Below are 24,195 nucleotides of genomic sequence, written 5' to 3' on the forward strand. Positions count from 1 at the left end.
CCCGGCGGCCTGTAAGCCGTTGTTCCGTGTCAGTGGTGGCGCATTATAGGGAGTTATTCCGACGTGACAAGAGGAAACTTCAAAAAACTTTTCAACCGTCTCTTTTTTCACCACAGCAACGTGTAATGTGGCAAAAAACCGGCGTTTTGCCGTTTTAACAAACGAAGTAAGTCGCCTGATGGCATACTGATAGAGTAAAAAAGAGAAAGGAACGGCATTTATGTCTTTAAGCACACAGCAGCTGGCGGCACAAAAGAATATCTCCTGGGTATTAGCGGAGAAACTGGCGCAAAAAATTCTGACCGGCGAATATCAGCCAGAAAGCATTCTTCCTGGAGAGATAGAGCTGGGTGAGCAATTCGGCGTAAGCCGCACGGCGGTTCGTGAGGCAGTCAAAACGTTGACAGCAAAAGGGATGCTTTTGCCTCGCCCACGCATCGGCACCCGCGTTATGCCACGCAGTAGCTGGAACTTTCTCGACAAAGAGCTGCTAGCCTGGTGGTTAACGGAAGATAACTTTGAAGAGGTTGTTAGCCATTTCCTCGTGATGCGCAGCAGTCTTGAACCGCAAGCCTGTTTTCTGGCGGCGAATTCAGGTAGCCCAGAACAAAGAGCACAACTCAATGCTCTAATGGCGGAGATGATTGAGTTGAAGAGAAACTTTCAGCGCGAGCGCTGGATTGAAGTCGATATGGCCTGGCATGAACATATATATGAGATGAGTGGAAATCCCTTTCTAATCTCTTTCGCTTCTTTATTCCATTCTGTCTACCACACCTATTTCACTTCTATAACCCAGAATGAGGTGATGAAGCTGGATCTCCATCAGGCAATAGTTGATGCCATCCTCGATAATGACGGTTCACGGGCGCTGAACGCCTGTCAGGCTTTGTTGAGTGCTCCAAATCATTCAAAAGGTACAGAATGAGCGAGAAAAAAGGGCGTAGTATGGCCGGGCTGCCGTGGATTGCTGCGATGGCCTTTTTTATGCAGGCGCTGGATGCCACCATTCTGAATACCGCCCTTCCTGCTATCGCACAGAGTCTCAACCGTTCACCGCTGGCCATGCAATCCGCTATCATCAGCTATACGCTTACCGTGGCCATGTTAATTCCAGTCAGCGGTTGGCTGGCTGACCGTTTCGGCACACGGAAAGTGTTTATCATCGCCGTTAGTCTGTTCACCCTGGGTTCTCTCGCCTGCGCCCTCTCAGGTTCTCTAACAGAGTTGGTTACCTTCCGCGTTATTCAAGGTATAGGTGGGGCGATGATGATGCCGGTGGCGAGGCTGGCATTACTGCGCGCCTATCCGCGCAGTGAATTACTACCAGTGTTAAATTTCGTCACGATGCCTGGGCTGGTCGGCCCCATTCTCGGACCCGTACTCGGCGGTGTACTGGTCACTTGGGCCAGCTGGCACTGGATTTTTCTGATTAATATTCCCATCGGCATTATCGGGATTGTGTACGCCCGTAAATATATGCCGGACTTCACTACGCCCCGGCGCCGTTTTGACACGATCGGCTTTCTGCTGTTCGGATTAAGTCTGGTACTGTTTTCCAGCGGAATCGAACTGTTTGGTGAGAAGATCGTTGCCACATGGATTGCCCTGGCCATCATTGCCCTGAGCGTTATTTTACTGTTGGCGTATATTCGCCATGCACGCCATCATCCCGCACCGCTCATTTCGCTTTCTTTATTTAAAACGCACACCTTTTCCGTCGGGATTGCAGGAAATCTGGCAACGCGGCTGGGCACCGGCTGCGTTCCGTTCCTGATGCCTCTGATGCTACAGGTCGGTTTTGGTTATCCGGCGATTATCGCAGGCTGCATAATTGCGCCTACGGCTATCGGTTCGATTATCGCGAAATCAACCGTTACTCAGATTCTTCGCTGGTTTGGCTACCGAAAAACGCTGGTTGGGGTAACGGTATTTATTGGCCTGATGATCGCTCAGTTTTCGCTGCAATCACCGGATATGTCGATCTGGATGTTGTTACTACCGCTATTCGTTCTGGGAATGGCGATGTCCACCCAGTTCACCTCAATGAACACTATCACGCTCGCTGATTTAACCGATGAAAACGCCAGCAGCGGCAACAGTATGCTGGCGGTTACTCAGCAGCTATCCATCAGTCTCGGGGTCGCCATTAGCGCGGCTGTGCTGAGGTTTTATGAAGGATTCGATAGCGCAAATACCATCGAGCAGTTCCACTACACCTTTATAACCATGGGAGCAATTACCGTTGTATCAGCGCTAGTATTTGCTTTATTGAAAGCGAAGGATGGCCGCAATCTGATTAAGGAGCGGCACAAGCATTAAGCAGAGCCACGCACGACCAGTTCTGGAGTCAGCTGAACGCGTTGTTGTTTTTGTCCTGGATCAGCCATTCGGTGGATGAGTACATCAATGGCCAGCTCGCCCAGCTCATCTTTCGGCTGATGGATAGTGGTCAGCGGCGGCGTCATATAGCGAGCCAGCTCAATGTCGTCATAACCCACCAGCGCCATATCCTGAGGAATGCGCAATCCACTCTGATAAAGCGCCTGATAAGCACCAACCGCCATCGCGTCGTTACCGACAAACACCGCCTGCGGCAGCTTGGGGAGTACTAACAGCTTTTCCATTGCGCTAAATCCGCCGCCAAACTCAAAATCGCTGCTAATAACGTATCCTTCAGGTACTGCCAGCCCGGCACGAGCCATTGCAGCATGATATCCCTCAAGACGCAGTCGCGAAGGGGTTTTATCCAGCGGGCCCGCGATGCAGGCAATCCGCGTATGGCCTTGATCGATGAGGTACTGCGTCGCTATATCGCCACCCAACAAAGAGTTATCCTGGATCAGGTCACTATCGCCATCGAACGGTGCCCAGTCCATCATCACAGTCGGTACGGAAGGGTAGCGCTGCATGATCTCCGGCGAAGGCTGGTGAGTTTCAGTACACAGCAGCAGCAAACCATCGACGCGCTTTTGCATCAGCGTCTCCAGATTACGGTTCATTCGCTGTTCATCGCCTTCGGTGTTACACAGCACCAGGCTATAACCGCGTTCAAAACAGCTACGCTCCACGCCACGTACCAGCTCCGAGTAAAACGGATTGGTACTGGCGGTAATGAGCATGCCAATAGTACGGGTTTGGTTTAATTTAAGGCTACGCGCCAGTGCAGATGGCGCGTAATTCAGGCTCTTAATCGCGGCGTCGACTTTAGCGGTAATGGCTTCGCTAACGAAGCGATCCTTGTTGATGACATGAGAAACCGTCGAAGTGGAAACGCCCGCTATGCGGGCTACATCCTTCATGGTGGCCAAGCGTTACCCCTGTTGACGTAAAAATTCGTCTATTTCTTTTCGCCATGGCACGGAGGGCTGGGCACCTTTACGCGTAACGGCAATAGCCGCGGCGGCATGGGCAAAACGAATAGCCTCAGCCAGTACCATACCTTCAAGGAGCGCAGTCACCAGCGCGCCATTAAAGGTATCGCCAGCGGCAATGGTGTCAACAGCCTGGACTTTAAAGCCGGGAACACGATGACCGTTGCCTTTGAGACTAGCCCAAACACCACGGCTGCCGAGGGTAATAATCACCGCATCAATACCTTTATCATGGAGCACGTTAGCTGCTTTTGCCGCATCATCGTCATTTTCCACTCGAACGCCGGTCAGTTTTTCCGCTTCGGTTTCGTTCGGGGTAATGATATCCACCAGCGCTAACAGTTCATCCGGCAACTCTCGTGCAGGAGCAGGATTGAGTATCACTGCAGTTTGACTCTGGTGAGCAATTTTCGCCGCCGCCAGTACGCTTTCCAACGGTGATTCCAGCTGCATTAGTAGCGCCTGCGCGCTTGCGATACGCTCTTTTTCAGCTTCAACCTGCGTAACGGAAAGGGCGGCGTTAGCTCCGGCATGAATACCAATAGTATTCTCACCTTCAGCGTTCACAAAAATCAGCGCCACGCCGGTTGATTCCCCTGCAACAGCCCTTACCGGCGCAACGTCGATATTATCGCTTTCCAACTGGCGACGAACGCGTTCACCAATATCGTCATCACCGGTACAGGCGATAAAAGAGATATTTGCCCCGCTGCGCCCGGCAGCAACGGCCTGATTTGCACCCTTACCGCCGAAAGCGACCTGATAGTGATGACCGGTGACGGTTTCACCAGGCGTAGGGAAGGAGTCGAGGTTAAGGATGTGATCGGCATTGATACTACCAAGGACGACAAGTTTGCCTGCGGTTTTCATAATCAATATTCCCGGAAAGCGCGCCACCGGCACCCGGTGGCGCATGCCCTGCTTTTCTTTATTATGTTGTCCCTCGGACCGTTACCAGTCCGAATCACACATTATTGCTTAATGACCAGTTTCAACTCAACCGGATAGCTGGTATCCACTTTTTCGCCCTTCAGCACTTTATCAGCGGTCTCAACGCCTTTCACACCGATCTGCTCCGGAAGCTGGGCGACGGTCGCAGCCAGTTTGCCACTGTTTACTGCTTTTTCGCCATCCGGAGTGCCGTCAAATCCAACCACCATCACATCAGATTTACCAGCAGTTTGCAGAGCGCGCAGCGCACCTAGCGCCATTTCATCGTTCTGGGCAAATACAGCCTGCACATCAGGATGCGCCGTCAGCAGGTTCTGCATGACGTTCAGGCCCTTAGTGCGGTCGAAATCTGCTGGCTGGCTAGCCAGTACGTTAAATTTATGCGCCGTAACGGCTTGTTGAAAACCTTCGCCACGCTCACGTGCTGCAGACGTCCCTGCAATTCCCTGTAGTTCAATGATCTTCGCGCTTTCGCCGACTTTCTTGGCAATATAGTCACCGGCCATCTTGCCGCCCAGAACGTTATCAGAAGCAATATGGCTTACCACTTCGCCTTTTGAGGCCTGACGGTCGAGGGTAATAACCGGAATTTTCGCCTGATTCGCCAGCTTCACAGCATTACCTACTGCATCAGAGTCGGTTGGGTTGATCAGCAGCAGTTTGGCTCCGCGAACGGTTAAGTCCTGAACGTTAGCCAGTTCTTTCGCCGGATTGTTCTGGGAATCCAGCACCACCAGGTTATAGCCGAGTTTGTCCGCTTCTTTTTGCGCGCCATCCTTTAAAGAGACAAAGAACGGGTTGTTAAGCGTAGAGATAACCAAGGCGATAGTGTCTTTTGCCATCGCGTTTGCGCTTACGGTCGCACTTAAAGCTACAGCAGAGACCAGGGTCGCCAGTTTTTTCATATTCATAGTTAAGATGTCCTGTAGAGTTCTCAGTTACTGCTTCTTGTTATCTACCAGTACCGCCAGCAGAATGACCACCGCTTTTACGATCATCTGGTAATAGGATGAAACACCTAATAAATTCAAACCGTTGTTCAGGAAGCCAAGGATTAAAGCACCAATCAACGTACCGACAATACGACCTTTACCACCTGCCAGGCTGGTGCCACCAAGCACTACCGCAGCAATCGCATCCAGTTCATAACCGGTGCCCGCCGTCGGTTGCGCGGAAGAGAGACGCGCGACCTCAATAATCCCGGCCAGCGAAGCCAGCATGCCGCACAAAGAATAGACGATGATTTTAACTTTATTGACGCTGATGCCGGATAGACGCGTTGCCGCTTCATTTCCCCCCAGCGCATAGATATAACGACCCAGACGGGTATGGTGCAGCATGTACCAGGCCGCCAGAAAAACGATCGCCATAATCCATACCGGCGTTGGTATTCCGAGAGGGCGACCAATCCCGAACCAGCCAAACAGATCGGCATTGTCGGTAAAGCCAGTATTTACCGGGCTACCGTTGGTATAAACCATGGTCACACCGCGTAGCAACAGCATCATGACCAGGGTAGCGATAAATGCCTGCACGCGCCCTTTCGCCACAATTACGCCTGTAACAGCGCCGATTGCCGCACCTAATGCCAGCGCAGCGGCAACGGCCACCAGCGCGTTAACCTCAATTCCGACAATTGAAGCGGCGACCGCGCCAGTCAGCGCCAGAAGGGAACCTACGGACAGGTCGATACCCGACGTCAGGATAACCAGCGTCATCCCTACCGCCATGATGGCGTTAACTGAAGTCTGTTGCAGAATATTGAACAGGTTATTCACGGTAAAAAAGTTGGGGCTCATAGTAGAGACAACCGCAATCAGCACCAGTAGGGCAATCAGCGACTTTTGCTCCATCAACCACGCTTTGGTGAAGTAGCGGCGACCAGAAACAGTCGGGTTATTCATCTTTTTTACTCCTGATTCACGCGGTTAAGCTTGCCCACAGCGGCAGCCATCAATACTTCCTGGGTGGCCTGCTCGCGTGTGAATTCACCGCCGAGATGCCCTTCATGCATCACCATGATGCGATCGCTCATGCCCAACACTTCTGGCATCTCAGAAGAGACCAGAATGATGCTCAGGCCATCGGCTTTAAACTGATTGATTAGCTGATAGATCTCTTTCTTCGCCCCAACGTCCACGCCGCGGGTTGGTTCATCAAGGATCAGCACTTTTGGCCGAGTCATCAGCCCGCGGGCAATCGCCACCTTCTGTTGGTTACCGCCGGAAAGTAGCCCAATGGCCTGCTCCATAGACGGCGTCTTCACATTAAACAGGCGGATAAAATCGCTGACCGCCTGCTGTTCATCTTTATGCTTGAGGCTGCCGCCGCTGCGGCTGAAATAGCGCAGTGCAGTCAGCGACATATTTTCTTTGACCGACATACCGAGCACTAAACCATCGCGTTTACGGTCTTCAGAGATATAAACGATGCCGTTTGCCAGGCCATCCTGCGGAGAACGCGTCACCACTTCATGACCATCAAGGGTGACGTAGCCACTGGTGCGCGGCAGCGCACCGTATAGCACTTTCATCAGTTCCGTACGCCCTGCGCCCATCAGCCCAGCGACGCCAAGAATTTCGCCTTTACGCAGGGTAAAAGATACGTTTTCCACGCCCGGCCCACACAGCGCATCCACCTTCAGACGAATATCGCCCGGCGCTTTATCAATGCGCGGGTACTGATCTTCGAGCTTACGTCCCACCATCATTTCAATCAGCAGATCTTCATCAAGGCTGGCGACTTCACGCTCGGCAATGAACTGGCCGTCACGGAAGACCGTCACGTCATCGCAAATTTCGAAGATCTCTTTCATACGGTGGGAGATATAAACAATGCCGCACCCTTGCGATTTCAGCTCGCGGATGACGCGGAACAGGGATTCTGTTTCGGTATCGGTCAGCGCATCGGTCGGTTCATCCATAATGATAACTTTCGACTCGAAGCTCAGCACTTTGGCGATTTCCACCATTTGCTGATCGCCAATCGACAGATCGCCTACCAGACGATCGCTCTTAAAGCGCAGATTCAGCTTCGCCAGCAAAACATCGGCTTCTGCATACATCTTCTTCCAGTCGATTTTGCCAAAGCGATTCACAAACTCACGACCGAGAAAGATGTTCTCTGCAATCGTCAGCTGCGGGATCAAGTTCAGCTCCTGGTGAATGATGCCGATACCCGCTTCCTGGGAGGATTTCGGGCCGGTGAAGGTGGTTTCTTTACCCAGCCATAATAGCGAACCAGCGTCACGGGAATAAATCCCGGTCAACACCTTCATCATGGTGGATTTGCCTGCGCCGTTTTCGCCCACCAGCGCCATGACGCGCCCAGAGTAGACATTTAACGCAGCACCGGAGAGCGCTTTCACGCCCGGGAACGATTTATCGATCCCTTTGAGTTGTAAGAGTGCGTCCATGACGGCCTCAGAACGTGACGCCAGCACAGAGAATAATGTTCGCATACGGGGAACACTCCCCGCTGCGAATCACCGCCTGACTATCTGCAGTTTCTTTTTTGAACTGCTCATGATTGGTATAACGAATTTCAATGGTGTTTCCCTGGTGTTGCTGCAGCCGCTCAAGATGTTTGAGCAACGTCGCGTGGAGCTGCGGATTAAGGGTTTTAATCTCTTGCGCGAGGATAGCCGCTTCAACCTGCATTTCACTCGTCACCACCTCCAGAACCTGCATAAAGGAGGGGACTCCGTGGGTTAACGCCATGTCAATACGCGTGCTGCTGCGAGGTACTGGTAATCCAGCATCGCAAACTACCAGCGTATCGGTATGACCCAGACGGGAGATGACCGACGAAATATCAGCGTTAAGTACGGTACCTTTTTTCATTTTCTCTTTTGCTCCACTAGCGAAACGTTTCGCTGACATAAGTATTATCAATACTAGAGCAAAAAACCATCATCAGAAGTGAGAATTGTGATCGCTATCGAAACGTTTCGCAAAACTGAGGTAAAGGAAGGAAGTCAGAATAACAAACAGCAAAAAGCCCTTCACGAGGAAGGGCTTTAGAGAATCAAATTTCGACCTGGGTGCCGAGTTCAATAACCCGGTTTGGCGGGATTTCGAACTGGTCCGGCGCTCGCAGGGCATTACGCTGCAGCAGAAGATACAGCTTGCCGCGCAGGCGCAGATACCACGGCCGCTTGCCGATGATTAGCGATTCATGCGACATAAAGAAGGAGGTCTCCATCATCCGGCAGCTCAGGCCTTCCAGCCCGCAGCGGTGGAAGACTTCTTCAACATTCGGCGTTTCACGCCAGCCGTAGCTGGCAACCACGCGCCAGAATGACGGTGAAATCTGCTCAATCTGCACGCGACGAACGTTATGCACGTATGGCGCATCTTCGGTACGCAGCGTTAGCAAGATCACCCGCTCATGCAGCACCTTGTTGTGCTTCAGGTTATGTAACAGAGCGAAAGGAATCACGTTCAGCGCTCGGGACATATACACGGCGGTCCCAGGAACGCGAACCGGCGGCGATTTTTCAAGGGAAGAAATCATCGCTTCCAAAGAATTACCGTGTTCATGCATCCGACGTAGCAAGCGGAAACGCTCGCTTTTCCAGGTGGTCATGATGGTAAACATCACCAGACCCAGCGTCAGCGGCAGCCAGCCACCGGAGACGATTTTGTCGAGGTTAGCTGAGAACAGCGGGATGTCGATACACATAAAGGCCACCAGCAGCAGCGCCACAACAAATTTATTCCAGTGCCAGTTTTTACGCGCAACCGTCGAGAACAAAATGGTGGTCAGCACCATGGTTCCCGTTACCGCAATCCCATATGCCGCCGCCAGGTTCGAGGAGTGCTCAAAGCTGACAATCACAATGACCACCGAAATATAGAGCAGCCAGTTGATAAACGGGATATAAATCTGGCCGGACTCCATCTCCGAGGTATGAATAATACGCATCGGTGACAGGTACCCCAGACGCACTGCCTGGCGAGTTAGAGAGAAGACGCCGGAGATAACCGCCTGGGAAGCGATAACCGTCGCAAGGGCAGCGATAATCAGCATCGGAATCAACGCCCACTCGGGGGCCAGCAGGAAGAACGGGTTCTTAATCGCTTCCGGATGTTTTAACAACAACGCGCCCTGACCAAAATAGTTCAGCACCAGCGAAGGCAGCACCACTGAAAACCAGGCCAGGCGAATTGGCAATTTACCGAAGTGCCCCATATCGGCATAGAGCGCTTCCACGCCGGTAATAGACAGGACAACCGCCCCTAACGCCACAAAGGAGACGGTTTTATATTCGAGGAAAAAGTGAACCGCCCAGTATGGGTTCAACGCCTGCAGCACTTCCGGGTTAGCAAAGATGCTGCGCGCGCCAAGTACTGCCAGCAGCAGGAACCAGATAAGCATAATCGGCGCGAATAGCTTGCCTACCATGCTGGTACCGTGCTTTTGGATAGCAAACAGTAGCGTCAGAACAATAATTGATATGGGGACAACCCAGGTATCCAGGTCAGGAGCGATAATTTCCAACCCCTCTATCGCCGACATCACAGAAATAGCAGGGGTAATAACCACCTCGCCGTAGAAGAAGCTACCACCGATAAGGCCAAGGATCACCAGTACGGATGTTGCTCGCGCGGACGTGTTACGTCCTGCCAGCGACATTAACGTCAGGATCCCACCTTCACCGGCGTTATCTGCTCGCATAACGAAAGTAATGTATTTGAGTGATACGGTAAGAATTAATAGCCAAAAAATGAGCGACAGGAAGCCAAAAACAGCATCACGCTCAACGCCAAAACCAAACTGGCCAGACAGACATTCACGAAGTGTATATAACGGGCTGGTGCCGATATCGCCGTATACCACACCGATTGCCGCCAGCGTTATTGCTGGCAACGATTGCTTATTATCAGAGCTCATAGACTAGTCTTTTCGTTTATAAAACAAATGTGTGCCTAGTCCCTTGGCCCACAAAAAGCGCACAGTATGCACGATTATTTGCTAAATCGTACCCCTAACTGACATCATCTTAACCTGACTCAAAGAAAATAAATCGATTCTTCAGGCTATTACCACCCCTAATCAAACATCTATACTCGACTTAACAACGACATCCTAAAAAGCACGCAACTCAATTATGGCTCAATCACATTTACTGGCAGAAAGAATTTCCCGGCTCAGCGCAGCCCTGGAAAAAGGACTCTTTGAACGCAGCCACGCAATACGCCTTTGTCTACTTGCGGCACTCAGCGGCGAGAGCGTTTTTTTGCTGGGCCCACCGGGTATCGCCAAAAGCTTAATTGCCCGTCGTCTTAAGTTCGCCTTCCAGCGAGCCCGAGCATTTGAATATCTGATGACCCGCTTTTCAACGCCGGAAGAAGTCTTTGGCCCACTTTCCATCCAGGCACTGAAAGACGAAGGTCGTTACGAACGCCTGACAGCCGGCTACCTTCCGGAAGCCGAAATTGTTTTTCTCGATGAGATCTGGAAAGCTGGCCCGGCAATCCTCAACACGCTACTGACAGCGATAAACGAGCGCCATTTCCGCAATGGGGCAACCGAAGAGAAAATCCCCATGCGCCTGCTGGTGGCAGCTTCGAACGAATTGCCTGAAGCGGATAACAGCCTGGAAGCCTTATACGATCGCATGCTCATCCGTTTATGGCTGGATAAGGTACAAGATAAAACCAACTTCCGCTCAATGCTGATAAGCCAGCAGGATGAGAACAGCAATCCAGTTCCAACTAATTTGCAGGTCAGCGACGAGGAATTCATACAGTGGCAGCAAGATATCGGTGCCATTAAGCTGCCGGACATCGTATTTGAACTGATTTTCCAGTTGCGCCAACAACTGGATGCACTACCCAACGCGCCCTACGTTTCAGATCGCCGCTGGAAAAAAGCCATCCGCCTGTTGCAAGCCAGCGCATTCTTCAGCGGTCGAGATACCATTGCCCCTATCGACCTGATCCTGCTGAAAGATTGCCTGTGGCACAACATTGAGACCATGAATCTGATGTCCGTGCAGTTGGAAACCTTAATGACCAGCCACGCCTGGCAGCAACAGGCAATGCTCACCCGCCTGGGGACGATTATCCAGAGGCGCATTCAGCTTCAGCAACAGCAAAGCGATAAGACTGCGCTAAAAGTGACACGCCTGGGCGGTATGTTTAGCCGGAAACCTCACTATGAATTGCCTGCTGAAGTGCAGGCCCCCACGCTGACTCTGCTACTCCAGCAGCCGCTCAAACTGCACGATCTGGAAGTCATTCATATTACGTTTGTCCGTGAAGAGCTTGCGCATTGGCTGGAGAAAGGCGGAGAGATCCGCGGTAAACTCAACGGTATAGGCTTTGCCCAGCAGCTGAATATGGATGTCGATACCAGCCAGCATCTGGTTGTGCGCGATGTCAGTCTGCAGGGGTCGCGTCTCTCCCTACCCGGCAGCGAATCGCAGGAAAATATGCCAACCGAAATCAGGCAGCAGCTGGAAGCGCTGGATGACGAGTGGCATCAACAACACAACCGCTTCAGCGAACAGCAAAAATGCCTGTTTATTCCCGGTGAGTGGCTGGGACGCATCGAAGCTAGCTTGCAGGACGTTGGGACGCAGATTAAACAGGCCCGACAGTCATGACTCTGGATATGCTGAATGTCATGCTGGCAGTCGGCGAAGAGGGAATGATCGACGAAATGCTGCTGGCTCTGCTGGCCGCACCTCAGTTAGCGATTTTCTTTGAAAAATTTCCGCGGTTAAAAAATATCATCGCCGCAGACATTCCTCGCTGGCGTGAGGCGGTCAGATCGCGGCTAAAAGAGACCCATATTCCTCCCGAACTGGATGCGGAAGTTCAGTGTTATCAACAGTCACAGAGGCTTTCCACTTCACAGTTTATCGTCCAGCTCCCGCAAATCCTGAGTCAGCTACACAAGCTTCACTCCCCTTTTGCCGCCCAGGCACAGCAGTTAGTGGATAACAATCATACTTTTACCCCCGCTCTGCATACGCTATTTCTCCAACGCTGGCGTTTGAGTCTGGTGGTGCAGGCAACGTCCCTCAATCAGCAACTGCTGGATGAGGAGCGCGATCAGTTGCTTAGCGAAGTCCAGGAACGAATGACTCTCAGCGGTCAATTGGAGCCGGTGCTGGTGGAAAATGATAATGCAGCAGGGCACCTGTGGGATATGAGCGCAGGAGATCTGAGGCGCGGTGATTATCAGCTGATCGTTCGCTACGGGGATTTTTTGACTCAGCAGCCTGAACTTATGCAGCTTGCTGAGCAGTTGGGTCGTTCCAGAGAAGCGAAGGCGGTACCAAAAAAGGATGCGCCGATGGAAACCTTCCGCAGCCTGGTGCGAGAACCGGCAACCGTGCCGGAGCAGGTCGATGGGCTACAGCAGAGCGACGATATTCTGCGCCTGCTGCCGCCGGAGCTGGCCACACTCGGCATCACCGAGCTGGAGTTTGAGTTCTATCGTAAGCTGGTAGAGAAACAGCTGCTGACCTACCGACTTCACGGTGATGCCTGGAAGGAAAAGGTAACCGAGCGTCCAGTCACCCGCCAGGATTTTGATGAACAGCCGCGAGGGCCGTTTATCGTCTGCGTCGATACGTCGGGATCAATGGGCGGCTTTAATGAGCAGTGCGCCAAGGCTTTTTGCCTGGCGCTGATGCGGGTCGCACTGGCAGATAATCGCCGCTGCTTCATTATGCTGTTTTCCAGCGAGGTGGTGCATTACGAACTCACCGGACCACAGGGGCTTGAACAGGCGATCCGTTTCTTAAGCCAGCGCTTTCGCGGCGGTACGGATTTGGCCAGCTGCTTCCGGGCTGTTATTGAGCGAATGCAGAACCCTCAGTGGGTAGATGCTGATGCGGTGGTGATTTCTGATTTTATCGCCCAGCGCTTGCCGGATGAGGTGATCAGTAAGGTAGGGGAACTACAACACAAACATCAGCACCGTTTTCATGCCGTAGCAATGTCGGTACACGGTAAGCCCGGCATCATGCGCATTTTCGATCATATCTGGCGCTTTGATACCGGGTTACGTAGCCGCCTGCTGCGTCGCTGGCGGCGTTAGTTGCTCTGTTAAAGAAGGGCAGCGACGCTTTCACGAACCTGTGTTGGCCATACGCCGCACTGAACCTGCCCGATATGGTCAAGCTGCAGAAGTAACATCGTCAGGCGAGACTGGCCGATACCGCCGCCGATAGTCTGCGGCATTTCTCCGCGCAGCAGCGCCTGGTGCCATTCCAACGTCAGGCGATCTTCATCACCAGTGATCGCGAGCTGGCGTTTCAGCGCCTCAGAATCCACGCGGATGCCCATCGAAGAGAGCTCAAAAGCATCTTCCAGGATCGGGTTCCACACCAGGATATCGCCGTTCAGACCGGCAAAACCTTCAGCTGCAGGCGTGCTCCAGTCATCATAATCCGGGGCACGAACATCGTGACGCTGACCATCAGACAGTTTGCCGCCAATGCCGATCAGAAATACCGCACCCAGCTCTTTAGCGATCGCCCGCTCGCGGCCTTTAGCATCAAGATCCGGATAACGACTTAATAACTCCTGACTATGAACAAACTGGATCGTCTCCGGCAAGAACGGCGTCAGGCCAAATTCTTTGCTCACCGCAGCTTCGGTCGCTTTGATCCCGGCATAGATCGCTTCAACGGTCGATTTCAGCGTCCCGCAATGGCGTTCTGCGTCACCCATTACGCGCTCCCAGTCCCACTGGTCAACGTAAACGGAATGGATAGCGGTTAATCTGTCTTCATCGGGGCGAAGGGCCTTCATGTGCGTGTACAGCCCTTCGCCCGCGCTGAAGTCGTGTTGTCCCAGGGTTTGACGCTTCCATTTCGCCAGTGAATGAACCACTTCGAATTGGGCGTCTGGCAGTGTTTTCACTTTCACCTGAACCGCTTTTTCGCAACCAGACAGGTTATCCTGAGTCCCATCTCCCACGCGGCTTAAGATGGGGGCCTGGACTTCAATCAGACCGAGCTTATCTTCAAGCTGACGGGAAAAGTGAGACTTAACGAAACTAATCTGGCGTTGTTTTGCGATGTATGCGGTTTTCATTTTTTATTACTCCTGCGTCCTGTTGCCATTGATTAAGCAACAAAACCGCAATGCAATTCAATAATCCAACAACAAAAAGCCTGCTTCGGTTTTAATTCATCAAAATATGGCGCTAAAATAGAGTGATTCATCAAACTTCATAAGAAAAACCTATGGAAAATTATCAAATCGACAATCTGGACCGCGGCATCCTCGAAGCTTTAATGGCCAATGCGCGTACCGCCTATGCCGAACTGGCGAAACAGTTTGGCGTCAGTCCCGGGACAATTCACGTTCGCGTCGAGAAAATGAAGCAAGCGGGAATTATTACCGGCGCACGCATTGACGTCAGTCCAAAACAGCTGGGTTACGATGTGGGCTGTTTTATCGGCATCATTCTGAAGAGCGCGAAGGATTACCCTTCCGCACTGGCCAGATTAAACAGTCTGGATGAAGTTACCGAAGCGTATTACACCACCGGCCACTACAGCATCTTTATAAAAGTGATGTGCCGATCGATTGATGCCCTTCAACATGTACTTATCAACAAGATCCAAACAATCGATGAAATTCAGTCCACTGAAACATTGATCGTCCTGCAGAACCCGATTATGCGTACTATTCGCCCATGATCGGACTTTTTAATCCCACATTTTTCCACAGGTAGATCCCAGCTCGCTCACAGCGTACAATACGCCACTCTGAATAGTGGAGCGGGCGATCATGGCAGACATAACTCTTATCAGCGGCAGTACTCTGGGTAGCGCAGAATATGTATCAGAACATCTGGCGGAAAAGCTGGAAGAAGCTGGTCACGGCACCACTATCCAGCACGGTCCGTTGATTGAGGATCTGCGGGCCGAAGGAATCTGGCTGGTTATCTCTTCCACTCATGGTGCTGGCGATATTCCCGATAACTTACTGCCTTTCTATGAAGCGCTTCAGGAGAAGCAAGTCGATCTTTCTGCGGTCCACTTTGGCGCGATCGGCATCGGTAGTCGTGAATATGACACCTTCTGTGGAGCTATTGATAAAATCGAGGCGGCGCTCATAGCATGTGGGGCAAAACAGATCGGCGAAACGCTGAAGATTAATGTCCTCGAACATGAGATTCCTGAAGATCCAGCAGAGATTTGGCTTGGATCCTGGAAAAATTTGCTATGAGAATTGTAAAGATCCTCGTTTCTTCTGTGGATAACTATGCTTAAAAGCTTGGATCAACCGGTAATTATCCAAAGTATAACCCTTGAATGATTTTTGTGCTGTGTATAACCCTTCATTTTGATCCCAGCTTATACGGACCAGGATCACCGATCATTCACAGAGAGTGATCCTTCTTAAGTTTTTGATCTTAAATCGTGGATCTGACTTATCCACAGATATCGTCGATCCTAATAAGAGATCACAATAAAACAGATCTCTAAATAAAAGATCTTCTTTTTAATACTCAAGATCCCGGTGCTTTCTCGAAAGCCGAAAGTTGAGTAGAATCCACGGCCCGGGCTTCAATCCATTTTCAAACCGCTTTACGCGAGGCATACCACCATGTTTTATCAGGATCCTTTTGACGTCATCATCATTGGCGGGGGTCATGCAGGCACTGAGGCCGCGATGGCCGCAGCGCGAATGGGTCAACAGACTCTGCTTTTGACACACAATATCGACACCCTGGGGCAGATGAGCTGCAACCCGGCGATTGGCGGCATTGGGAAAGGACACCTGGTAAAAGAAGTGGATGCGCTTGGCGGCCTGATGGCGAAGGCAATTGACCATGCTGGTATCCAGTTTAGGATACTAAACGCTAGCAAAGGCCCGGCAGTTCGGGCTACCCGCGCTCAGGCAGACCGTGTGCTCTATCGCCAGGCTGTACGCACCGCGCTGGAAAACCAGCCGAACCTGATGATCTTCCAACAGGCTGTTGAGGATCTGATTGTTGAGAACGATCGTGTCGTCGGTGCCGTGACCCAAATGGGCCTCAAATTCCGCGCGAAGGCGGTTGTTCTGACCGTTGGTACATTCCTGGATGGCAAGATTCATATCGGTCTGGATAACTACAGCGGTGGCCGTGCTGGCGATCCGCCATCGATCCCCCTGTCTCGCCGTCTACGCGAGCTTCCGTTGCGCGTAAGCCGCCTGAAAACGGGTACTCCACCGCGTATTGACGCAAGAACCATTGATTTCAGCGTGTTGGCGCAGCAGCACGGCGATGATCCAATGCCGGTCTTCTCGTTTATGGGCAATGCTTCCCAGCACCCACGTCAGGTACCGTGCTATGTCACTCATACCAACGAGAAAACCCACGACGTTATCCGCAATAACCTCGATCGCAGCCCTATGTATGCTGGGGTGATTGAAGGGATCGGCCCGCGTTACTGTCCGTCGATCGAAGACAAAGTCATGCGCTTTGCCGATCGCAATCAGCACCAGATTTTTCTGGAGCCGGAAGGTCTGACATCCAATGAAATTTATCCAAACGGCATTTCTACCAGCCTGCCGTTTGATGTCCAGATGCAAATCGTTCGCTCAATGCAGGGGATGGAAAATGCAAAAATCGTCCGTCCTGGCTACGCTATTGAGTACGACTTCTTCGACCCGCGCGATCTTAAGCCGACGCTGGAAAGCAAATTTATCCATGGCCTGTTCTTCGCTGGGCAGATTAACGGTACCACCGGCTACGAAGAAGCCGCAGCGCAGGGCCTGCTCGCTGGCCTGAACGCCGCCCGTTTCTCTGCTGAGAAAGAGGGCTGGGCGCCGGGCCGCTCTCAGGCCTATCTCGGCGTGCTGGTGGACGACCTGTGCACTCTTGGGACCAAAGAACCGTACCGTATGTTTACCTCGCGGGCGGAATATCGTCTGATGCTGCGTGAAGACAATGCTGACCTGCGTCTGACCGAACAGGGTCGTGAGTTGGGTCTGGTGGATGACGAACGCTGGGCGCGTTTCAACGAGAAACTGGAAAGCATTGAGCGTGAACGTCAGCGTCTAAAATCCAGCTGGGTTAATCCGCTGGCAGAAAGCGCTGCGGAAGTGAACGCTCACCTGACTGCGCCACTTTCTCGTGAAGCAAGCGGGGAAGACTTACTTCGTCGTCCTGAAATGACCTATGAACAGCTGGTGCAGATGTCACCATTCTCACCAGGTCTTGCAGATAAGCAAGCTGCTGAGCAGGTGGAGATTCAGGTTAAGTATGAAGGCTACATCGCTCGTCAGCAGGATGAGATCGAAAAGCAGCAGCGCAATGAAAATACCTTGCTGCCTGCAACACTTGATTACCGGCTGGTGAACGGATTGTCGAACGAGGTGATTGCTAAGCTCAACGATCACAAACCGTCCTCAATAGGACAGGCATCGCGTATTTCTGGTATTACGCCAGCGGCAATCTCTATTCTACTGGTGTGGCTGAAAAAACAGGGAATGCTGCGTCGTAGCGCCTGATCTTTCCCTGATAGAGATATTTGGCGGATAGCGCATTCGTATCCGCCCTTTTAATTCATCAGCCCGGTAAGCGTTATCGCCTCCGGGCTCATTGTTTTTAGACAGGTATTGACCGTGCTTAACAAACTTTCTCGTCTGCTGGCTGAAGCAGGTATTTCGCTTACCGATCACCAGAAAAATCAGCTGGTAGCCTATGTGGGCATGCTGGATAAGTGGAATAAGGCTTATAACCTGACCTCCGTTCGCGATCCGAACGAGATGCTGGTTCGCCACATTCTCGATAGCATCATTGTTGCGCCGCACCTTAAAGGAACTCGTTTTATTGATGTGGGCACCGGTCCTGGGCTGCCGGGGATCCCGCTGGCTATCGTACGTCCTGAATCCCATTTCACCTTACTGGACAGCCTTGGCAAACGCGTGCGCTTCCTCCGACAGGTCCAGCATGAGCTAAAACTGGAGAACATCACCCCGGTACAAAGCCGTGTGGAGGAGTTTCCGGCAGAGCCGCCGTTTGACGGCGTGATTAGCCGCGCATTTGCGTCTCTGAATGACATGGTGAGCTGGTGCCATCATTTACCCGCAGAGAACGGACACTTCTATGCGCTCAAAGGTTTAGTCCAGGAAGATGAAATGGCAAATCTTCCGCAAGGGTATGTGGTTAATGAGATTATTGAGCTGCATGTTCCTCAGTTGGAAGGGGAGCGCCACCTGGTGGTGATTCAACCAAAAATGATTTAATTTTTATCAAAAAATGTGAAAAAAAGATGGCTCAAGCATGTTACAAAAATAAAAGTCACTGCAGGGTATTATCGGATCATTGTTAACCTTATTTTTACCATGGTTTTTCTTTCAGTTAACTTTGACTTGTTGCTTTCTCCGATGAATAGTCAACGTTGAAAATATCAGTGTGCTAAAAATCGAGCTGCTGATGCTTCATACGGATGTTAAATTTTTATTATAAATGTCAATAAAAGGTTTTCATTGTATATAGGGTTGTTTTAGAAAGAATACCTACTTTTTATGTTGAATATCAAAAGGATGAAAACTTACGTTTTATGTACAGAATTAATTCAATTACGGCAAAAATGTCTATTATGTGATCTGATGCACGCTTTGATTGCCGTGTTTTCTCGCTATTTGCAGTTTTGCATGACCGCTCACAGATTGGTGAAAAGCATGAAAAGTTGTCCCTTTGAAAATAATTAAACATTTATTCACTATTTTGCTACTTATTGTTTGAAATCACGGGGCGTCACCGTATAATTTGTCCGCTTTTTGATGCTTGACTCTTCGTCTTAAAGGACGTTTTATACGACACGCGACATACCTCAAAGGGAGCAGGAGTAAAAACGTGATGTCTGTGTCGCTCTTGAGTCGAAACGTTGCTCGTAAGCTTCTGTTTATTCAGTTACTGGCAGTAATAGCAAGTGGACTGCTGTTCAGCCTCAAAGACCCCTTCTGGGGCATCTCTGCCGTTTGCGGAGGTTTGGCTGTTGTGTTGCCAAACATGATATTTATGATTTTTGCCTGGCGTCATCAGGCGCATACACCAGCTAAAGGCCGAGTGGCCTGGACCTTCGCCTTCGGTGAAGCTTTTAAGGTGTTGCTGACCTTCGCCCTTCTGGCGGTGGCGCTGGCGGTTTTCAAAGTGGTGTTTTTGCCGCTGATAGTGACGTGGGTTTTGGTGCTGGTGGTACAAATTCTGGCGCCAGCTGTAATTAACAACAAAGGGTAAAAGGCATCATGGCTTCAGAAAATATGACGCCGCAGGAATACATAGGACACCATCTGAATAACCTTCAGTTGGACCTGCGTACTTTCTCGCTGGTGGATCCGCATAACCCCCCGGCCACCTTCTGGACGCTCAACATTGACTCCATGTTCTTCTCGGTGGTGCTCGGTCTGTTGTTCCTGTTGATGTTCCGCAGCGTAGCCAAAAAGGCCACCAGCGGCGTACCAGGGAAATTCCAGACCTTTATCGAGATGATCATCGGCTTCGTCCATGGCAGCGTTAAAGATATGTACCATGGCAAGAGCAAGGTTATTGCTCCGCTGGCCCTCACCGTGTTCGTTTGGGTATTCCTGATGAACCTGATGGACCTGCTGCCAATCGACCTGTTGCCATACATCGGTGAACACATTTTCGGCCTGCCTGCACTGCGCGTGGTTCCGTCTGCTGACGTGAACATCACCCTGTCGATGGCGCTTGGCGTGTTTATCCTGATTCTTTTCTACAGCATCAAAATGAAAGGCGTAGGTGGGTTCGTTAAAGAACTGACCCTGCAGCCGTTCAATCACTGGGCGTTCATTCCTGTCAACTTAATCCTTGAAGGGGTAAGCCTGCTGTCTAAACCAGTATCTCTGGGTCTGCGACTGTTCGGCAACATGTATGCCGGTGAGCTGATTTTCATTCTGATTGCTGGTCTGTTGCCGTGGTGGTCACAGTGGATTCTGAATGTGCCGTGGGCCATTTTCCACATCCTGATTATTACGCTGCAAGCCTTCATCTTCATGGTTCTGACGATCGTCTATCTGTCGATGGCATCTGAAGAGCATTGATTTTTACCAACATACTACGTTTTAACTGAAACAAACTGGAGACTGTCATGGAAAACCTGAATATGGATCTGCTGTACATGGCTGCCGCTGTGATGATGGGTCTGGCGGCAATCGGTGCTGCGATCGGTATCGGCATCCTCGGGGGTAAATTCCTGGAAGGCGCAGCGCGTCAACCGGATCTGATTCCTCTGCTGCGTACTCAGTTCTTTATCGTTATGGGTCTGGTGGATGCTATCCCGATGATCGCTGTAGGTCTGGGTCTGTACGTGATGTTCGCCGTCGCGTAGTAAGTTGTTCGAAAGAAACCTAAGCCACAGAGTTATTTTTTAAGAGGTATTGTGCTGTGAACATGAACGCAACAATCCTCGGCCAGGCCATCGCGTTTGTTATCTTCGTATGGTTCTGCATGAAGTACGTATGGCCGCCGTTAATGGCTGCCATCGAAAAGCGCCAGAAAGAAATTTCTGACGGTTTAGCTTCTGCAGAACGCGCTAAGAAAGATTTGGACCTTGCACAGGCCAACGCGACCGACCAGCTGAAAAAAGCGAAAGCGGAAGCCCAGGTAATCATCGAGCAGGCGAACAAGCGTCGCTCTCAGATTCTGGATGAAGCTAAAGCGGAAGCAGAACAGGAACGCACCAAAATCGTCGCACAGGCGCAGGCTGAAATCGATGCCGAACGTAAACGTGCTCGTGAGGAGCTGCGTAAGCAGGTCGCTATCCTGGCTGTTGCTGGCGCCGAGAAGATCATCGAACGTTCCGTGGATGAAGCTGCTAACAGCGACATCGTGGATAAACTTGTCGCTGAACTGTAAGGAGGGAGGGGCTGATGTCTGAATTTGTAACGGTAGCTCGCCCCTACGCCAAAGCAGCTTTTGACTTTGCCGTCGAACACAACAGTGTTGAACGCTGGCAGGATATGCTGGCGTTTGTCGCTGAAGTGACTAAAAACGAACAAATGGCAGAGCTACTCTCTGGTGCACTGGCACCGGAAACGCTCTCTGATGCGTTTATCGCGGTTTGTGGTGAGCAACTGGACGAAAATGGTCAAAACCTGATTCGGGTAATGGCTGAAAATGGTCGTCTGAAAGCGCTCCCTGATGTTCTTGAGCAGTTCATTCACCTGCGTGCTGCCAGTGAGGCAACCGCAGAGGTAGAAGTTATTTCTGCCAACAAAATGAGTGAAGAACAGCTTGCGAAAATCGCCAGCGCGATGGAAAAACGTCTGTCACGCAAAGTTAAGCTGAATTGCAAAATCGATAAGTCTGTAATGGCAGGCGTAATCATCCGTTCGGGTGATATGGTCATTGATGGCAGCGTACGCGGCCGTCTTGAGCGCCTTGCAGACGTCTTGCAGTCTTAAGGGGACTGGAGCATGCAACTGAATTCCACCGAAATCAGCGAACTGATCAAGCAGCGCATTGCTCAGTTCAATGTTGTGAGCGAGGCTCATAACGAAGGTACTATCGTTTCTGTTAGTGACGGTGTTATCCGCATTCACGGTCTTGCCGACTGTATGCAGGGTGAGATGATCGCACTGCCGGGTAACCGTTACGCTATCGCACTGAACCTGGAGCGCGACTCCGTAGGTGCCGTTGTGATGGGTCCGTACGCTGACCTTGCCGAAGGCATGAAGGTTAAATGTACTGGCCGTATCCTGGAAGTTCCGGTTGGCCGTGGCTTGCTGGGCCGTGTGGTTAACACCCTGGGTGCACCGATTGATGGTAAAGGCCCGCTGGAGCATGACGGCTTCTCCGCCGTTGAAGCTATCGCTCCGGGCGTAATCGAACGTCAGTCCGTCGATCAGCCGGTACAGACCGGTTATAAATCCGTCGATGCCATGATCCCAATCGGTCGTGGTCAGCGTGAACTGATCATCGGCGACCGTCAGACCGGTAAAACCGCTCTGGCAATCGACGCCATCATCAACCAGCGTGATTCCGGCATTAAGTGCGTCTACGTGGCTATCGGCCAGAAAGCGTCCACCATTTCTAACGTGGTACGCAAACTGGAAGAACACGGTGCGCTGGCTAACACCATCGTTGTGGTTGCAACCGCATCTGAATCCGCTGCACTGCAATACCTGGCACCGTATGCCGGTTGCGCAATGGGCGAATACTTCCGCGATCGCGGTGAAGACGCGCTGATCATTTATGATGACCTGTCTAAACAGGCTGTTGCTTACCGTCAGATCTCCCTGCTGCTCCGCCGTCCGCCAGGACGTGAAGCGTTCCCGGGCGACGTATTCTACCTCCACTCTCGTCTGCTGGAGCGTGCTGCACGTGTTAACGTTGAATACGTTGAAGCTTTCACCAAAGGTGAAGTGAAAGGTCAAACCGGTTCTCTGACTGCGCTGCCGATTATCGAAACCCAGGCGGGTGACGTTTCTGCGTTCGTTCCGACCAACGTAATTTCCATTACCGATGGTCAGATCTTCCTGGAAACCAACCTGTTTAACTCCGGTATTCGTCCTGCGGTTAACCCGGGTATCTCCGTATCCCGTGTTGGTGGTGCTGCTCAGACCAAGATCATGAAGAAACTGTCCGGTGGTATTCGTACCGCGCTGGCGCAGTATCGTGAACTGGCGGCGTTTTCCCAGTTTGCCTCTGACCTTGACGATGCAACCCGTAAGCAGCTGGACCACGGTCAGAAAGTGACTGAACTGCTGAAACAGAAACAGTATGCGCCGATGTCCGTTGCGCAGCAGTCTCTGGTTCTGTTCGCGGCAGAACGTGGTTATCTGGCGGATGTAGAGCTGGCGAAAATCGGTAGCTTCGAAGCTGCTCTGCTGGCTTATGTCGACCGTGATCACGCTCCGTTGATGCAAGAGATCAACCAGTCCGGTGGCTATAACGACGAAATCGAAGGCAAGCTGAAAGGCATCCTCGATTCCTTCAAAGCAACCCAATCCTGGTAAAGTCTGGCGGCTTGCTTTAGGGCAGGCCGCAAGGCATTGAGGAGAAGCTCATGGCCGGCGCAAAAGAGATACGTAGTAAGATCGCAAGCGTCCAGAACACGCAAAAGATCACTAAAGCGATGGAAATGGTCGCCGCTTCCAAAATGCGTAAATCGCAGGAGCGCATGGCGGCCAGCCGTCCTTATGCAGATACCATGCGCAAAGTGATTGGTCACCTTGCGAACGGTAATCTGGAATATAAGCACCCTTACCTGGAAGAACGCGACGTTAAACGCGTGGGCTACCTGGTGGTGTCTACCGACCGTGGTCTGTGTGGTGGCTTGAACATTAACCTGTTCAAAAAGCTGCTGGCGGAAATGAAAACATGGTCCGATAAAGGTGTTCAGTGCGAACTCGCAATGATCGGCTCTAAGGGCGTGTCGTTCTTTAATTCCGTTAGCGGCAATGTTGTCGCCCAGGTGACCGGTATGGGTGATAACCCATCCCTGTCCGAACTGATCGGTCCGGTAAAAGTGATGTTGCAGGCCTACGATGAAGGCCGTCTGGACAAGCTGTATATTGTCAGCAACAAATTTATTAACACCATGTCTCAGGTTCCAACCATCACTCAGCTGCTGCCGCTACCGGCATCAGAAGATGATGACTTGAAGCGTAAATCCTGGGATTACCTGTATGAACCCGATCCGAAAGCGCTGCTGGATACCCTGCTGCGTCGTTATGTGGAATCTCAGGTTTATCAGGGCGTGGTAGAAAACCTGGCCAGCGAGCAGGCCGCACGTATGGTGGCGATGAAAGCCGCGACCGACAATGGCGGCAGCCTGATTAAAGAGCTGCAGTTGGTATACAACAAAGCTCGTCAGGCCAGCATTACTCAGGAACTCACCGAGATCGTCGGTGGAGCATCCGCGGTATAACCAGGTTAA

23 protein-coding genes and 1 pseudogene are annotated in these 24,195 nt (G+C 51.5%); 15 read left to right on the forward strand and 9 right to left on the reverse strand.

Annotated features, from left to right (window positions below; translation table 11 throughout):
• A pseudogene (locus QVF11_RS18425) lies at positions 1-234 on the reverse strand (hypothetical protein); the annotation flags it as partial.
• Here QVF11_RS18425 and QVF11_RS18430 point away from each other — a divergent pair.
• Both QVF11_RS18430 and mdtD read left to right on the forward strand, forming a co-directional pair.
• Positions 221-928, forward strand: coding sequence for a FadR/GntR family transcriptional regulator (locus tag QVF11_RS18430; RefSeq protein ID WP_112215580.1), 708 nt, complete (start codon positions 221-223; stop codon positions 926-928). The pseudogene QVF11_RS18425 and the gene QVF11_RS18430 overlap by 14 nt on opposite strands.
• Positions 925-2,322: a multidrug transporter subunit MdtD gene (gene mdtD / locus QVF11_RS18435; protein WP_287858596.1), complete on the forward strand. Its 1,398-nt coding sequence runs from the start codon at positions 925-927 to the stop codon at positions 2,320-2,322. The genes QVF11_RS18430 and mdtD overlap by 4 nt, the downstream gene beginning before the upstream one ends.
• Here mdtD and rbsR read toward each other — a convergent pair.
• The 7 genes from rbsR to kup all read right to left on the reverse strand — a co-directional run bounded on the left by rbsR (position 2,319) and on the right by kup (position 10,220).
• Positions 2,319-3,311 (reverse strand): ribose operon transcriptional repressor RbsR, encoded by a 993-nt coding sequence (rbsR, locus tag QVF11_RS18440; protein ID WP_110276052.1) that lies wholly within the window; start codon positions 3,309-3,311, stop codon positions 2,319-2,321. The two genes, mdtD and rbsR, sit on opposite strands and share 4 nt — an antisense overlap.
• Before the next feature lie 3 nt (positions 3,312-3,314).
• A complete protein-coding gene (rbsK, locus tag QVF11_RS18445) occupies positions 3,315-4,247 on the reverse strand; it encodes a ribokinase (RefSeq protein WP_182240582.1) in 933 nt (310 codons plus the stop codon).
• Positions 4,248-4,345: 98 nt separating this feature from the next.
• On the reverse strand, positions 4,346-5,236 hold the full coding sequence (rbsB, locus tag QVF11_RS18450) for a ribose ABC transporter substrate-binding protein RbsB (RefSeq protein ID WP_112215582.1): 891 nt from the start codon (positions 5,234-5,236) through the stop codon (positions 4,346-4,348).
• 27 nt (positions 5,237-5,263) lie between these two features.
• Positions 5,264-6,229 carry a ribose ABC transporter permease gene (gene rbsC / locus QVF11_RS18455; protein WP_112215583.1) on the reverse strand — a complete coding sequence of 322 codons (966 nt, stop codon included), beginning with the start codon at positions 6,227-6,229 and terminating at the stop codon, positions 5,264-5,266.
• A gap of 5 nt (positions 6,230-6,234) precedes the next feature.
• Complete coding sequence (gene rbsA / locus QVF11_RS18460; RefSeq protein ID WP_287858598.1) at positions 6,235-7,740, reverse strand: ribose ABC transporter ATP-binding protein RbsA; 1,506 nt, start codon at positions 7,738-7,740, stop codon at positions 6,235-6,237.
• Positions 7,741-7,747: 7 nt separating this feature from the next.
• Positions 7,748-8,167 carry a D-ribose pyranase gene (gene rbsD, locus QVF11_RS18465; protein WP_287858653.1) on the reverse strand — a complete coding sequence of 140 codons (420 nt, stop codon included), beginning with the start codon at positions 8,165-8,167 and terminating at the stop codon, positions 7,748-7,750.
• A 184-nt stretch (positions 8,168-8,351) separates the two neighbouring features.
• Positions 8,352-10,220 carry a low affinity potassium transporter Kup gene (kup, locus tag QVF11_RS18470; protein WP_112215586.1) on the reverse strand — a complete coding sequence of 623 codons (1,869 nt, stop codon included), beginning with the start codon at positions 10,218-10,220 and terminating at the stop codon, positions 8,352-8,354.
• A 217-nt stretch (positions 10,221-10,437) separates the two neighbouring features.
• On the opposite strand from kup, the gene ravA reads away from it, so the two are divergent.
• Positions 10,438-11,937 carry an ATPase RavA gene (gene ravA, locus QVF11_RS18475; protein ID WP_287858599.1) on the forward strand — a complete coding sequence of 500 codons (1,500 nt, stop codon included), beginning with the start codon at positions 10,438-10,440 and terminating at the stop codon, positions 11,935-11,937.
• Entirely contained in the window at positions 11,934-13,382 is a 1,449-nt protein-coding gene (gene viaA, locus QVF11_RS18480) for an ATPase RavA stimulator ViaA (RefSeq protein WP_112215588.1), read from the forward strand. Before ravA ends, viaA begins: the two co-directional genes overlap by 4 nt.
• Before the next feature lie 8 nt (positions 13,383-13,390).
• On the opposite strand, the gene asnA is transcribed toward viaA, so the two are convergent.
• Complete coding sequence (gene asnA / locus QVF11_RS18485) at positions 13,391-14,383, reverse strand: aspartate--ammonia ligase (protein ID WP_112215589.1); 993 nt, start codon at positions 14,381-14,383, stop codon at positions 13,391-13,393.
• 152 nt (positions 14,384-14,535) lie between these two features.
• Between asnA and asnC the strand changes: the two genes are divergently transcribed.
• The 11 genes from asnC to atpG all read left to right on the forward strand — a co-directional run bounded on the left by asnC (position 14,536) and on the right by atpG (position 24,186).
• The gene (gene asnC, locus QVF11_RS18490; RefSeq protein WP_004107306.1) at positions 14,536-14,994 is read left to right on the forward strand and encodes a transcriptional regulator AsnC; all 459 of its coding nucleotides are present in this window, start codon (positions 14,536-14,538) and stop codon (positions 14,992-14,994) included.
• A gap of 91 nt (positions 14,995-15,085) precedes the next feature.
• A complete protein-coding gene (gene mioC / locus QVF11_RS18495) occupies positions 15,086-15,526 on the forward strand; it encodes an FMN-binding protein MioC (RefSeq protein WP_287858600.1) in 441 nt (146 codons plus the stop codon).
• 381 nt (positions 15,527-15,907) lie between these two features.
• Positions 15,908-17,797 (forward strand): tRNA uridine-5-carboxymethylaminomethyl(34) synthesis enzyme MnmG, encoded by a 1,890-nt coding sequence (gene mnmG, locus QVF11_RS18500; RefSeq protein ID WP_142513504.1) that lies wholly within the window; start codon positions 15,908-15,910, stop codon positions 17,795-17,797.
• Positions 17,798-17,911: 114 nt separating this feature from the next.
• Entirely contained in the window at positions 17,912-18,535 is a 624-nt protein-coding gene (gene rsmG, locus QVF11_RS18505; RefSeq protein ID WP_287858601.1) for a 16S rRNA (guanine(527)-N(7))-methyltransferase RsmG, read from the forward strand.
• A gap of 616 nt (positions 18,536-19,151) precedes the next feature.
• Positions 19,152-19,532, forward strand: a complete 381-nt coding sequence (gene atpI / locus QVF11_RS18510) for a F0F1 ATP synthase subunit I (protein WP_287858602.1) — start codon at positions 19,152-19,154, stop codon at positions 19,530-19,532.
• An 8-nt stretch (positions 19,533-19,540) separates the two neighbouring features.
• Positions 19,541-20,356, forward strand: coding sequence for a F0F1 ATP synthase subunit A (atpB, locus tag QVF11_RS18515; protein ID WP_112215594.1), 816 nt, complete (start codon positions 19,541-19,543; stop codon positions 20,354-20,356).
• A gap of 47 nt (positions 20,357-20,403) precedes the next feature.
• A complete protein-coding gene (gene atpE, locus QVF11_RS18520; RefSeq protein WP_000429386.1) occupies positions 20,404-20,643 on the forward strand; it encodes a F0F1 ATP synthase subunit C in 240 nt (79 codons plus the stop codon).
• A gap of 56 nt (positions 20,644-20,699) precedes the next feature.
• On the forward strand, positions 20,700-21,170 hold the full coding sequence (gene atpF, locus QVF11_RS18525; protein WP_004107293.1) for a F0F1 ATP synthase subunit B: 471 nt from the start codon (positions 20,700-20,702) through the stop codon (positions 21,168-21,170).
• 14 nt (positions 21,171-21,184) lie between these two features.
• Positions 21,185-21,718 (forward strand): F0F1 ATP synthase subunit delta, encoded by a 534-nt coding sequence (atpH, locus tag QVF11_RS18530; RefSeq protein WP_112215595.1) that lies wholly within the window; start codon positions 21,185-21,187, stop codon positions 21,716-21,718.
• Between the two features lie 12 nt (positions 21,719-21,730).
• Positions 21,731-23,272 carry a F0F1 ATP synthase subunit alpha gene (gene atpA, locus QVF11_RS18535; protein WP_112215596.1) on the forward strand — a complete coding sequence of 514 codons (1,542 nt, stop codon included), beginning with the start codon at positions 21,731-21,733 and terminating at the stop codon, positions 23,270-23,272.
• A gap of 50 nt (positions 23,273-23,322) precedes the next feature.
• Positions 23,323-24,186, forward strand: coding sequence for a F0F1 ATP synthase subunit gamma (gene atpG, locus QVF11_RS18540; RefSeq protein WP_112215597.1), 864 nt, complete (start codon positions 23,323-23,325; stop codon positions 24,184-24,186).
• Positions 24,187-24,195: the final 9 nt, after the last annotated feature.

This window comes from Klebsiella sp., from assembly GCF_027492335.1.
GTDB lineage: Bacteria > Pseudomonadota > Gammaproteobacteria > Enterobacterales > Enterobacteriaceae > Klebsiella > Klebsiella huaxiensis.

Coding starts and splice junctions, on each gene's coding strand:
- QVF11_RS18430 (WP_112215580.1), top strand. CDS start 221: ATGTCTTTAAGCACACAGCAGCTGGCGGCACAAAAGAATATCTCCTGG.
- rbsB (WP_112215582.1), bottom strand. CDS start 5,236: ATGAATATGAAAAAACTGGCGACCCTGGTCTCTGCTGTAGCTTTAAGT.
- asnA (WP_112215589.1), bottom strand. CDS start 14,383: ATGAAAACCGCATACATCGCAAAACAACGCCAGATTAGTTTCGTTAAG.
- viaA (WP_112215588.1), top strand. CDS start 11,934: ATGACTCTGGATATGCTGAATGTCATGCTGGCAGTCGGCGAAGAGGGA.
- atpB (WP_112215594.1), top strand. CDS start 19,541: ATGGCTTCAGAAAATATGACGCCGCAGGAATACATAGGACACCATCTG.
- rbsD (WP_287858653.1), bottom strand. CDS start 8,167: ATGAAAAAAGGTACCGTACTTAACGCTGATATTTCGTCGGTCATCTCC.
- mnmG (WP_142513504.1), top strand. CDS start 15,908: ATGTTTTATCAGGATCCTTTTGACGTCATCATCATTGGCGGGGGTCAT.
- ravA (WP_287858599.1), top strand. CDS start 10,438: ATGGCTCAATCACATTTACTGGCAGAAAGAATTTCCCGGCTCAGCGCA.
- atpI (WP_287858602.1), top strand. CDS start 19,152: ATGTCTGTGTCGCTCTTGAGTCGAAACGTTGCTCGTAAGCTTCTGTTT.
- rbsC (WP_112215583.1), bottom strand. CDS start 6,229: ATGAATAACCCGACTGTTTCTGGTCGCCGCTACTTCACCAAAGCGTGG.
- asnC (WP_004107306.1), top strand. CDS start 14,536: ATGGAAAATTATCAAATCGACAATCTGGACCGCGGCATCCTCGAAGCT.
- mioC (WP_287858600.1), top strand. CDS start 15,086: ATGGCAGACATAACTCTTATCAGCGGCAGTACTCTGGGTAGCGCAGAA.
- atpE (WP_000429386.1), top strand. CDS start 20,404: ATGGAAAACCTGAATATGGATCTGCTGTACATGGCTGCCGCTGTGATG.
- atpH (WP_112215595.1), top strand. CDS start 21,185: ATGTCTGAATTTGTAACGGTAGCTCGCCCCTACGCCAAAGCAGCTTTT.
- atpG (WP_112215597.1), top strand. CDS start 23,323: ATGGCCGGCGCAAAAGAGATACGTAGTAAGATCGCAAGCGTCCAGAAC.
- mdtD (WP_287858596.1), top strand. CDS start 925: ATGAGCGAGAAAAAAGGGCGTAGTATGGCCGGGCTGCCGTGGATTGCT.
- rbsA (WP_287858598.1), bottom strand. CDS start 7,740: ATGGACGCACTCTTACAACTCAAAGGGATCGATAAATCGTTCCCGGGC.
- kup (WP_112215586.1), bottom strand. CDS start 10,220: ATGAGCTCTGATAATAAGCAATCGTTGCCAGCAATAACGCTGGCGGCA.
- atpA (WP_112215596.1), top strand. CDS start 21,731: ATGCAACTGAATTCCACCGAAATCAGCGAACTGATCAAGCAGCGCATT.